Origin of the sequence: Streptomyces sp. NPDC006510, assembly GCF_040611955.1 — a bacterium.
Classification (GTDB): Bacteria; Actinomycetota; Actinomycetes; order Streptomycetales; family Streptomycetaceae; genus Streptomyces.
The window spans coordinates 14,842-26,228 of the sequence record NZ_JBEXPH010000120.1; the positions used below are offsets into that span (position 1 = coordinate 14,842).

The window sequence follows — 11,387 nt, forward strand, 5'->3', positions numbered from 1 at the left end:
GCGCACACCCGCACGCGGGCCACCCCCCCCCCCCCGGGCCCCCTCTTCCGGTTGTGCGCGTACACCCCTCCCGCGCTACCCCCGCCCCCGCAGCTCCCCCTTCACCACCTTGCCGCTCGCGTTGCGCGGGAGTTCCGTCACGAACTCCACCGCCCTGGGGACCTTGTAGTTGGCCATCTCGCGGCGGGACCAGGCGATCAGGTCGTCGGCCGTCACCGTCGCGCCCGGCCTGCGCACCGCGTACGCCTTGCCCACCTCGCCGAGGCGGGGGTCGGGGATGCCGATCACCGCGACGTCGGCCACGTCCGGGTGCAGGCCCAGGAGCTGTTCTATCTCGGCCGGGTACGCGTTGAAGCCGCCGACGATGAACATGTCCTTGATCCGGTCGGTGATCCGGAGGTTGCCCGCCTCGTCGAGGACGCCCACGTCGCCGGTGTGGAGCCAGCCGTCGGGGGTGATCGCGGCGGCCGTGGTCTCCGGGTCCTCGAAGTAGCCCTGCATCACGTTGAAGCCGCGGACCAGGACCTCGCCGGGCGTGCCGGGGTCGGCCAGGACGCGGATCTCGGTGTCCGGGATCGCCCGGCCGGACGTCGAGGCGATCGTCCCGGCCGGGTCGCCCCGGCGGCACATCGTGACGATGCCGCTCGCCTCGGAGAGGCCGTACGCGGTGAGGACGGTGGCGATGTGGAGTTCCGAGCGCAGGCGTTCCACCAGTTTCAGGGGAACCACCGCCGCGCCCGTCACCACCAGGCGGAGGGCGGAGAGGTCGTGCGCGGCGCGTGCGGGGTGGTCCAGGAGGGACTGGTGGAGGGTGGGCGGGCCGGGCAGCACCGAGATGCGTTCGGCGGCGATGTTGGCCAGGGCCGTGTCCACGTCGAAGACCGGCTGCGGGACCATCGTCGCGCCCCGCATCAGACAGGCGATGATGCCCGCCTTGTAGCCGAAGGTGTGGAAGAAGGGGTTCACGATCAGATAGCGGTCGCCCTCGCGCAGATCCGCCAGTTCGCTCCAGATCGCGTAGCAGCGCAGGGTCTGGGCGTGGGTGATGACCGCGCCCTTGGGCCGGCCCGTGGTGCCCGAGGTGTAAATGATGTCGGAGGGGGCCGAGGGGGCGATCGCTTCGGCCCGGGTCCGTACCGCCTCCGGTGACACCCCCTCCCCCGCCGCCAGGAAGTCCTTCCAGGTGACGTAGTCGTCGGGGGCGGCGTCCGCCAGCACCACCACCTTCTCCAGGCAGGGCAGTTCGGCCTCCGCCCGGCGCAGCGACGCCACGTACGAGGTGCCGAGGAAGGTGCCCGTGACGAAGAGGAGCTTCGCCCGGCTGCGTTGCAGGATGTACGCCGCTTCGGTGCCCTTGAAGCGGGTGTTGAGGGGGACGAGGACCGCGCCCGCCGTCACCGCTCCCAGCGCCGAGACGATCCAGTCCAGGGTGTTCGGGGCCCAGACCGCGACCCGGTCCCCCGGCTCGACGCCCGAGGCCAGGCACGCGGCGGCGGCCCGCTCCACGCGGTCGCCGAGCTCGGCGTACGAGATCCGGGTGCGGCCCTCGACGACCGCCTCCCGGTCCCCGTACCGCCGCGCCGCCGCCCGGACCAGCCTCGGGATGCTGCCCCACTCCTCGTCGCCGCGCATCGTTCGCCCTCCCTGACGCAGTAGCTGACTATCCGTCAGATTAGCTGTAGCCTCAGCCGCTGTCAGCAGTCATGACGGCCTGGGAGGTGGCGGTGACGGCACTCAAGGACGCGACGGCGATAGCCGGCATAGGGCAGACGGCCTTCGCGAAACAACTGCCGGAATCCGAGAAGACCTTGGCCTGCCGGGCCATCGTCGCGGCGCTCGACGACGCGGGCATCGCCGCGTCGGAGGTGGACGGTTTCGCCTCGTACACGATGGAGGAGACCGACGAGGTGGAGATCGCCAAGGCCATCGGGGCGGGCGATGTCACCTTCTTCAGCAAGGTGGGGTACGGGGGCGGCGGATCCTGCGCGACGATCGCGCATCTCGCCGCCGCCGTGGCGACGGGGCAGGCGAGCGTCGGGGTCGCCTGGCGGTCGCGGAAGCGCGGCTCGGGGCCGCGGCCGTGGAAGAACACCGCCGTACAGCTGCCCACCCCCGCCCAGTGGACCCGCCCGTACGGGCTGCTGCGGCCGGCCGACGAGATCGGGATGCTGGCGCGGCGGTACATGCACGAGTACGGGGCGACCCGCGACCACCTCTTCAACGTCGCCCTCGCCTGCCGCAACCGCGCCAACCAGAACCCGGACGCGGTGATGTACGAACGGCCGCTGACCCGTGACATGTATATGACCTCGCGCTGGATCAGCGAGCCGCTCTGTCTCTTCGACAACTGCCTGGAGACGGACGGGGCGCTGGCCTGCGTCATCGTCTCCGCCGAGCGGGCCCGCGACTGCCGGCGCAGGCCCGTCTACATCCACTCCGTCGCCCAGGGGCTGCCCGCCCAGCACCATGGAATGGTCAACTACTGGAACGACGACCCGCTCACCGGCCCCGCCTGGACGGCCGCCCGGCAGCTGTGGAAGCAGGCCGACTTCGGCCCGGACGAGGTCGATGTGGCGCAGATCTACGACGCGTTCACCCCGCTCATCCCGCTCTCCCTGGAGGGCTACGGCTTCTGCGGACGCGGCGAGGGCGCCGCGTTCACCGAGGGCGGGGCGCTGGAGAGCGGCGGGCGGCTGCCCATCAACACCGGGGGCGGCGGGCTCAGCGAGGCGTATGTGCACGGCTTCAACCTGATCAACGAGGGCGTCAAGCAACTGCGCGGCGTCTCCACCGCCCAGGTCCCGGACGCCCGGACGTGTCTGGTCACCGCCGGGGAGGGTGTTCCCACGTCCGCCCTGCTGCTGAGGAGTTGAGGAGTTGACCGGGATGGATGCTCTGCTGCTGCCCGTCGTGGACGAGGACGGCGCCCCCTTCTGGGAGTACGCGGCCCGCGGTGAACTCCGCGTCCAGGCGTGCGCCGCCCCGGAGTGCGGGCGGCTCCGCTTCCCGCCCCGGCCGTGCTGCCCGCACTGCCAGTCCTTCGAGAGCGAATGGCGGCCGATGAGCGGACGCGGCCGCATCTGGTCCTACGTACTGCCGCATCCGCCGCTGCTGCCCGCGTACGCCGCGCAGGCCCCGTACAACGCCGTCGTGGTCGAGCTGGCGGACGCCCCGGGGGTCCGGCTGGTCGGGAACGTGGTGAGCGGTCCGGACGCCCCGCTGGACTCGGTCGATCCGGGGCGGCTGCGGATCGGCGCTCCGGTGCGGGCGGTGTTCTGCCCGGACGGGTCCGGGCCGACCCTGGTGCGCTGGCTGCTGGAGAGGTGAGGGGCGATGGCGCTGCGCACGGAGACGGACAAGGAGACCGGGGTCGCGCTCGTCACCCTCGACCGGCCCGCGAAGCACAACGCGATCGACCTGGTCACGGCCGCCGAACTGGCCGCCGCCTGGCGGGCGTTCCGTTTCGACGACGGGGTGCGGGCCGTGGTCCTCACCGGTGCGGGCGGCCGGGCCTTCTGCACGGGGATCGACCGGGGCGTGGACGTGCCGCAGCCCTCGTCCCCGTACACCATCGACGATCCGCTGCTGGCGATCGGGCCGAAGGCGAACGACCTGTGGAAGCCGGTGATCGCGGCCGTGGAGGGGATGGCCTGCGGCGGTGCGTTCTATCTGCTGGGCGAGGCGGAGTTCGTCATCGCGTCCGAGGAGGCGACGTTCTTCGACCCGCACACGACGTACGGCATGGTCAGCGCGTACGAGGCGATCGCCATGGCGCAGCGGATGCCGTTCGGCGAGGTGGCCCGGATGGCCCTGATGGGGACGGCGGAGCGGGTCTCGGCCCGTCGCGCGTACGAGACCGGGCTGGTCAGCGAGGTGACGGCGGCCGGCGGCGCGGCGGACGCGGCGCTGCGGGCGGCGGGCGTGATCGCCTCGTACCCGACGGAGGCGGTGCAGGGGACGGTACGGGCGGTGTGGTCCGCGCGGGAGGCGGCCAGGGCGCAGGCCATGGCCCACGCCCCGCACCTCGTCGCACTCGGCAATCTGCCGCCGGAGCGGCAGGCCGAACTGTTCCGGGGGCGGGGCGCGGGCGAGTTCCGGACGCGCTGACGGGCCGAATGGTGGGCCCGCCTGCGGGTCAGTAGGTCAGTTCGGCCTCTACCCGGCAATTCTTCACCTTGGAGACCTTGTGCGGGTCGTCCATCCGCACGGAAACGGTCTTGGTCTCGCCGCCCTCGGCGTCCACGGTGGCGTAACCGATGTCGATGGCGTTGCCGCGTGCGTTGAGGAAGGCCACCTCGATCTCGTACGTGTGGGAGCCGGTGGCGTTGGCGGTGAGCCTGACGGTGGAGGTGGTGACGGCCTTGCGCTTGCCCTTGCGGGGCTGGGCGCAGCGGAAGACGTACGCCTGGGGCTCATCGGACGCCGTGGCGCTCGGGGTCGCCGTCGCGTAGTCGGTGCCGCCGGAGGAACTGCTCGACGAGTCGTAGTCATCGTCGTCGTAGTCGCTGCCGTTGCTCTTCTTGGAGTTGGAGCAGCCGCCGCCGCTGCTGCTCGACCCGCCGCTCTTGCTCTTGCCGCTGCGGCCGCCGTGGCTGGAGGTGGAGAAGCCGGTGAGGGCGAGTACCACCACGACCAGTACCGCGGAAAGCTTTATGTGCTGCCGCATCATCGATGCAGCCCCCCTTGTGTTGTTGTCCGTTTCTGCAGTTGTCGAACGACCGTGCGTCACGCTAGCTCAAGGTGGCGGGGGCCGGGGGCCGGGCGTAGCGTCGAGCCCGAGAGCGGTGCAGAGCTGTGACGCCGGTCCGTGCACGCAGGAGGCCGATGATGATCCGCAATGTCCTCGGCTCGATCCTCGCTCTCGCCGGAGCGGCGGCCGCCGTGCTGAGCCCCTTCCGTGACTGGTACGACGGTCGTCTCGGGCGTCACTACCGGATCGACGAGCTGCTCACCGGCATCACCCCCGGCCGGCCCGGACCCCTGGAATCGATCCTGCTCGTCTTCCTCTTCGCCGCCCTGCTGACGGTGATCGGTGTGGTGCTGCGGTCGCGGCTGCTGGTGGCGGCCGCGGGCGTGGTGGTGCTCGGGTTCACCGTGTTGTGGATGGTGCGCCAGGGGCAGGCGGTGGGCAGTCTGACGGTCGCGGGCGACGGTTCCGGGCTGCGGTGGGGGGTGGCCGAGGCGGCGGCGGGCGGGGTGCTGCTGCTGTTGGGCGCGGCGGTGATGTCTGGGCGGCGCAGGGGCCGGCTCGCCCGCGGGAAGCACAACCGGCCGTACGCGGCGCCCGGCTCGGAGCACCCGGACACCTGGCCGCCGACGCAGGAACCGGGGCCGTCCGTGCAGACGAGCACCCTCCCGGAGCCCGAGCCGGAGCTGTACACGGGGCCGTCCCCGGCGGCCCGCCCCCCGGCCCCGGACACGGCCCCGGACGACCGGGACACGGCGCCGTACCCCGTGGTGCCGGACGAGGGCCCGGACGCGGACCGGCCCCCGCACGGCTGAGAGGCTGTCGGGTGACCTCCGAGGCGCCGCGCGGACGGGCTCGACGCGGTCTACGTCCTGGCCCGGCCGCCCGTGCCCGTACCCTTCAGCGCGTCCAGCGCGTACACGCAGCGGTCCTTGCTGCACGCGTACACGACGCCGCCCTGCGCCACCGGCGATCCCGTGATCTCGCCGCCCGTCGCCAGCTTCCAGCGGAGCTGGCCGCCCGCCGCGTCCAGGGTGTACAGGACGTGGTCGGCGGAGCCGAAGTGGACCCGGCCGTCGGCGACCACCGGGGCGCCCACCACCTCGCCGCCCGCCGCGAACCGCCACTTCGGGGTGCCGGTGACCGCGTCGAGCGTGTACAGCGCGCTGCCGCTGCCGACATGGACGTTTCCGCCCGTCACCAGGACCGGTTCGACCGACTGGCGGGCCTCCGTGGCGATGCGCCAGCGGTCCTTGCCGGTCGAGGCGTCGATCGCGTACACCGTGCCGAGGTAGTCGGCGAGGTACACACCGCCGCCGGTGACGGCGGGCCCCGGCGCGAACGCGGGCGGGGAGAGGAAGACCGCGGGCGACTCGAAGTGCCAGCGCACATGCCCGGACACGGTGTCCACGGCAAGGACCCGGGCCCCCGCGCTGACGTAGACGAAGCCGTCCGGCGCCGCGGTCACCCGGACCGGCACACCGCCGCAGGAGGCCGCGTCGCCGATGGGGTACGACCAGCGCTCGATGCCGGTACGGGCGTCGACGGCGCGCAGCCGGGCGTCCTGCCAGAGGTAGACCGTGCCGTCGTGGATCGCGGGCCCGGCCTCCGCCGTCTCGAAGTCGGTCTGTACGCCGCCGCTCTCCCACAGCTTCTCGCCCGTGGACGCCTCCCAGGCCTGGACGCCACCGCCCCGGGTGCCGGTGACGACGGTGCCGCGGTCGGCCTTGAGGGAGTACACCCAGGCGTCCGTCTGCAGCCGCCACCGCTCGGCGCCGGTCGTGGCGTCCAGGGCGTACAGGGACGGCCCGTCGGAGGCATGGATGCGGCCGCTCTCGACGGCCATCACCCAGGCCACGTCCCGGGTCTTGAACTGGCGCCGCCCATTGCCCACGTCCAGGGCGTGCACCTCGAACGACGTGACGTAGAGGAGGTCCCCGGCGACGACGGGTGTCCCCCAGACGTCGTTGGACATCCGGAACCGCCAGGGCCGCCAGCGGTCCGGGCCGGGCGGCGGGGGCTCGGGCGGTTGCGCGGGTCCGGGTACGGGGGCGGGGGCGGCCGGGGCGGAACCGTTCACCCCGGCGGGCGGGCGCACCCAGCCGGTCGCGGGGCCCGCGTCCGCGGTGACCGTGGCGGCGGCGCGGACGTCCTGGGCCCGCGGGCCGGGGCCGATCGGCACCTTCGCGCCGGGCAGCCGCACCGGACCGCCCGCGTCGGGCACGGAAGCCGGTCCGGGTGCCGGTCCGGGCGCCGGTCCGACGACCGGGGGACGCAGGTCGGCGCCGCTGCGCCAGGCGGTGTCCCGGTCGGCGCCCGGCGGCTGCTGGGGCGGCGGCGGGACCGGGGCGGGCGCAGCGGGCTTCCGGCCGCCGCGGCGCTGCTCGATCATCGCGGTGGCGGAGGTCGGCAGCCAGGCCGAGGCGGTACCGCTGTCGTCGCCGCCGGAGGCGAAGAGATGGGGGGCGAGCTGGGCCTGGAGGTCGGCGGGGGTGGGCCGCAGCCCGGCGTCCATCTGCATGCAGGACTCGATCAGCGGCCGCAGTTCGCCGGGCAGGCCCTCCAGGTCGGGGCCCTCGCGCAGCAACATGAAGACCGTCTCGACGGGGTTGGCGCCGTGGAACGGCGCGTGGCCGGTGGCGGCGAAGACCAGCGTGGAGCCGAGCGAGAAGACATCGCTGGCGCCGGTGACGCTGCGCGAGTCCCTGGCCTGCTCGGGCGACATGTACGCGGGCGTGCCCACCGCGACGTTCGTCATGGTCAGCCGGGTGTTGGAGACCCCGGACGCGATCCCGAAGTCGATCACCCGGGGGCCGTCCTCGACGACGAGCACGTTCGACGGCTTCATGTCGCGGTGGACGAGCCCCGCACCGTGGATCGACTGGAGTGCCTCGGCGATACCGGCGGCCAGCCAGCGCACCGCCTGCACGGGCATGGGCCCGCACTCACTCACTATCTCTTCCAGCGAGGGGGCCGGCACATAGGCGGTGGCCAGCCACGGCACGGCGGCGCGCGGGTCGGCGTCCACCACCGCGGCCGTGTAGAAGCCGCTGACGGCGCGGGCGGCCTCCACCTCGCGCGTGAACCGGACCCGGAACAGCTGGTCCTCGGCGAGCTCCGTACGGACCGTCTTGATCGCCACGCGCCGGCCCGAAGCCGAGCGGGCGAGATAGACCAGCCCCATGCCACCGGCACCGAGCCGTCCCAGCACCTCGAACGGGCCGATCCGCCTCGGGTCGTGCTGCGTCAGCTGCTCCACCACTTGCCCTGCCACCTCCCCGTACGGGCCTCAGGAACAGAAGCCCGCGAAAACCCGCCCTGTACGGCGTCTCACCACTGGGCACCACCCGGCGGTGCGCACCCCCGATTCTTCCTGGCTGAGGCCCTGGTTGCGAACCCGGGGGCGGATCGGGGTGTCACAGCTCACTCTGCCCCCTTCTCGGACACAGGGGGCTGAAGTACGGCGAACACGGCGCCCTGATCGTCCTGGAGGACCGCCATCCGCCCGTACGGGATGTCGAAGGGCGGCGCGGAGATGCGGCCGCCGAGGCGTACGGCGTTCCCGGCGGCGCTGTTGCAGTCCTCGACGGCGAAGTAGCTGAGGAAGTAGCTGGGCATCTCCGCCGGGAACGCGTCGGTGATGACGCTGCGGCCGCCGACCGCCGTGTCCGGTCCGGGCTCGGTGCCTGCCGGGGACCACATGCGGAAGCCGGGACCGGATTCGGCCGCGCCCGGTTCGGCCGTGCCGGAGTCGTCGAGTTCGGTGCCCTGGAATCCGAAGACCTCCTCGTAGAAGGCGTCCACCCGGTCCTTCTGCCGGGTGTGGACCTCGGTCCAGCAGAAGGAGCCGGGCTCGTTCTGCTTCTGGAAGCCCTCTCGGTCACCGGCCTGCCAGAGCCCGAAGACCGCTCCGCCGGGGTCGGCCGCCTGGGCGAGCACTCCGGCCCGGCCGGCCCGGACGGGCTCGGTGATCACCTGGCCGCCCGCCTCCCTGATCCGGGCGACGGACGCGACGATGTCGTCGGTGGCGAAGTAGATCCCCCAGGCGGTGGGCATCCGGCCGTCCTGCTTGGCGGCGAGCGCGGCGACGAGCCTCCCGCCGCTGTAGGCGTCCGCGTACCGCCCTTCACCGGCCCGGAAGGTCCAGCCGAACAGCTCACCGTAGAACCGCTTGCCCGCTTCCAGGTCGGGAAGCTGCACATCCACCCAGCACGGCGCGGATCGCGCGAATGCGGCCATGGGCCCGGGTCCTTCCCTGCTCACGCGTCGCTCGCAGTCCGCGGCGGTGACGCTCGTCACAGCCAACGTAACCGCGGGTCGCGCGCATCGCGCCCCGACCGGTCCACATCGAACTCATTTTCGACAGAAGAGTTCGATGCTCACGGCATCACGGAAAGTTATCCACCGAAGTTATCCACAGGCTGTTGATAAGACTTATCGCTTCGTGGTGCGCATACGTCGAAATCCGGCCACTCCCCCCACCGCGCCTGCGGTGATCCCCATTTGCAGTCGGCCGAATCGCGCTCCGATCACCCCTCGGTAAGCTGACGGCATGACAGGACAAGTGCGCACCGTCGACGGCCGCGTGGCCGGTCGACGCGGACAGGCGACGCGGCAGAAGCTGCTCGACTGCCTCAGCGAAATGCTCAGCTCCTCACCGTACCGGGACGTCAAAGTCATCGACGTCGCCCGGAAGGCGGGGACTTCACCCGCGACCTTCTATCAGTACTTCCCCGACGTCGAGGGCGCCGTCCTCGAAATCGCCGAGGAAATGGCCAAGGAGGGCGCCGGGTTGACCGAACTGGTCGCCGGCCGCTCCTGGGTCGGCAAGGCCGGCTGGCAGACGGCCGAAGAACTCGTCGAGGGATTCCTCGACTTCTGGCGGCACCACGACGCGATCCTGCGCGTGGTCGACCTCGGCGCGGCCGAGGGCGACAAGCGGTTCTACAAGATCCGCATGAAGATCCTGAACTCGGTCACCAACTCCCTCACCGATTCGGTGAAGGAGCTCCAGGCCAGGGGCAAGGTCGACAAGGAGGTCAGCGCCGCGGCGATGGCGGGCTCGCTGGTCGCGATGCTGGCCGCCGTCGCCTCGCACCAGAAGGGCTTCACGACCTGGGGCGTGAAGCAGGCCGAACTCAAGCCGAACCTCGCCCTGTTGGTGCATCTGGGCATCACCGGCAAGAAGCCGACGAGGTAGCACAGGCGCCGACGGCCCCTTCCCCACCGGATTGCGCGCGGCCGTCCCGGGCGCCCCAGGTCCTGTCTCACCGACGGCGGGCCACGCATGTGGTCCGCCGTCGGTGCACCCGGACCGTATTCAGCCATCACCCCGACCGCGCAGTCTGAAGAGCCGGATCTCCCGATCCACCCGCGCCTGGTAAGTCGCGTACGGCGGCCAGAACTTCAGCGCCGCCCGCCACGCCTCCTCCCGTTCGACCCCCTCCAGCAGCGTGGCGTGCACCGCGACGTCCCGGCCCTGCCAGTTGACCACCGCCCTGTCGGGACCGGCCAGCAGATTCGCGGTCCAGGCCGGATGCCCCGTGCGGCCGAAGTTGCTGCCGACCAGGATCCAGCTCGGTTCCGCCCCGTTCTCCGGCATGCAGGCCAGCGGCGTGGTTCTGAGCTGCCCGCTCCTCGCCCCCGGCACGGTCAGGATCAGCCCCGGCAGCATCCGGGCGCTGAGCAGCACCTTGCCGCGCGTGAGCCGGTGCACCGTACGGTCCATGGCGGGGACGACATGCGGGGCGATCCTCGCGAACGTGCGGGTGGCGGAGACCTTCTGGATCAGCCGGACGCCGGGCGCCATCAGACGGCCACCCGTTCGGCCGGTCCCGGGGCGACGGACCGCGGGGAGGCCGGTTGCGGGTTTCCCGACGGTGACGGCGCGAACAGCCCGGCCCGCTGCGCCGCGTGGTCGCGGAGCCGGTGGACGGGGCCGAAGAGCAGCTCGTCGGCCGCGGCCCGCTTGAAGTACAGATGCGCCTCGTGTTCCCAGGTGAAGCCGAGCCCGCCGTGCAGCTGGACGGCCTCGGCGGTGGTGATCCGGAGCGCCTCCAGGGCCTGGGCCAGGGCGAGCCCCCCGGCGGCGGCCGGGTCCCAGGCCGCGTAGTACGCGGCGGAGCGGGCCGTCTGCACCTGTACGTACAGATCCGCCAGGCGGTGCTTCACGGCCTGGAAGGAGCCGATCGCCCGGCCGAACTGCTCGCGCGCCTTGACGTATTCGACCGTCCGCTCCAGCGCGCTGCCGGCCGCCCCCACCGCCTCCGCGGCGAGCAGCGCGGCAACCGGGTGCCCGGCCGAGGCGAGGGCGCCGGTGACGTCCGCGGCGTCGTCCGCGCCGAGGAGTTCGGCCTCGGTGTCGCGGAGTTCGACCCGGGCCAGCGGGCGGGTCTCGTCGAGCGAGGTGCGGCGGGCGCGGACGAGGCCGGCCGCCGTGTCCGGGCGGACCAGGAAGAGGAGCGTACGGCTGCGCGGGAAGCCTCCGGCATGGGCCGCGACCAGGAGGAGTCCGGCACTGTGTCCGTCCAGGACCTGCCCGGCCTCCCCGTAGAGCCGCCAGCCCCCGGCACCGGCGACCGGCCTGGCCTGTACGCCGCCCGCCCGGCCGCCGCCCGCCCAGGCGCCGTCGGAGGGATCGCCGGTGAGGCCGAGGGCGGTGGCGAGCGAGCCGCCGGGGACGGCCAGGGCCGCGGTCAGC

At 72.6% G+C, this 11,387-nt stretch carries 11 protein-coding genes; 5 read left to right on the forward strand and 6 right to left on the reverse strand.

Going from position 1 to position 11,387, the window contains the following annotated elements:
- Nucleotides 1–75 precede the first annotated feature (75 nt).
- Nucleotides 76–1,632 carry a FadD3 family acyl-CoA ligase gene (locus ABZY11_RS29290; RefSeq protein ID WP_356482019.1) on the reverse strand — a complete coding sequence of 519 codons (1,557 nt, stop codon included), beginning with the start codon at nt 1,630–1,632 and terminating at the stop codon, nt 76–78.
- Between the two features lie 92 nt (nt 1,633–1,724).
- Here ABZY11_RS29290 and ABZY11_RS29295 point away from each other — a divergent pair, with 92 nt between their 5' ends.
- Genes ABZY11_RS29295 through ABZY11_RS29305 form a run of 3 tightly spaced genes read left to right on the forward strand, consistent with a single transcriptional unit; the run spans nt 1,725 to nt 4,107 of the window.
- Entirely contained in the window at nt 1,725–2,873 is a 1,149-nt protein-coding gene (locus ABZY11_RS29295; RefSeq protein ID WP_356482027.1) for a lipid-transfer protein, read from the forward strand.
- Nucleotides 2,874–2,886: 13 nt separating this feature from the next.
- Nucleotides 2,887–3,327: an OB-fold domain-containing protein gene (locus ABZY11_RS29300; RefSeq protein WP_356482020.1), complete on the forward strand. Its 441-nt coding sequence runs from the start codon at nt 2,887–2,889 to the stop codon at nt 3,325–3,327.
- Between the two features lie 6 nt (nt 3,328–3,333).
- On the forward strand, nt 3,334–4,107 hold the full coding sequence (locus ABZY11_RS29305) for an enoyl-CoA hydratase/isomerase family protein (protein WP_356482021.1): 774 nt from the start codon (nt 3,334–3,336) through the stop codon (nt 4,105–4,107).
- A gap of 28 nt (nt 4,108–4,135) precedes the next feature.
- Here the strand turns inward: ABZY11_RS29305 and ABZY11_RS29310 are convergent, their stop codons facing one another.
- Nucleotides 4,136–4,669 (reverse strand): hypothetical protein, encoded by a 534-nt coding sequence (locus ABZY11_RS29310; protein WP_356482022.1) that lies wholly within the window; start codon nt 4,667–4,669, stop codon nt 4,136–4,138.
- Nucleotides 4,670–4,827: 158 nt separating this feature from the next.
- Between ABZY11_RS29310 and ABZY11_RS29315 the strand changes: the two genes are divergently transcribed.
- A complete protein-coding gene (locus ABZY11_RS29315) occupies nt 4,828–5,502 on the forward strand; it encodes a hypothetical protein (protein WP_356482028.1) in 675 nt (224 codons plus the stop codon).
- Between the two features lie 50 nt (nt 5,503–5,552).
- Here ABZY11_RS29315 and ABZY11_RS29320 read toward each other — a convergent pair whose 3' ends face one another.
- Together ABZY11_RS29320 and ABZY11_RS29325 are read right to left on the reverse strand one after the other, a co-directional pair.
- Nucleotides 5,553–7,949: a serine/threonine-protein kinase gene (locus ABZY11_RS29320; RefSeq protein ID WP_356482023.1), complete on the reverse strand. Its 2,397-nt coding sequence runs from the start codon at nt 7,947–7,949 to the stop codon at nt 5,553–5,555.
- Nucleotides 7,950–8,110: 161 nt separating this feature from the next.
- Nucleotides 8,111–8,926: a VOC family protein gene (locus ABZY11_RS29325; RefSeq protein WP_356482024.1), complete on the reverse strand. Its 816-nt coding sequence runs from the start codon at nt 8,924–8,926 to the stop codon at nt 8,111–8,113.
- Nucleotides 8,927–9,239: 313 nt separating this feature from the next.
- On the opposite strand from ABZY11_RS29325, the gene ABZY11_RS29330 reads away from it, so the two are divergent.
- A complete protein-coding gene (locus tag ABZY11_RS29330) occupies nt 9,240–9,887 on the forward strand; it encodes a TetR family transcriptional regulator (protein ID WP_350983138.1) in 648 nt (215 codons plus the stop codon).
- Nucleotides 9,888–10,007: 120 nt separating this feature from the next.
- Here the strand turns inward: ABZY11_RS29330 and ABZY11_RS29335 are convergent, their stop codons facing one another.
- The gene (locus tag ABZY11_RS29335) at nt 10,008–10,496 is read right to left on the reverse strand and encodes a nitroreductase family deazaflavin-dependent oxidoreductase (RefSeq protein WP_356482025.1); all 489 of its coding nucleotides are present in this window, start codon (nt 10,494–10,496) and stop codon (nt 10,008–10,010) included.
- On the reverse strand, nt 10,496–11,387 hold an 892-nt coding region (locus tag ABZY11_RS29340; protein ID WP_356482026.1), incomplete at its 5' end, for an acyl-CoA dehydrogenase family protein. The genes ABZY11_RS29340 and ABZY11_RS29335, both read right to left, overlap by 1 nt.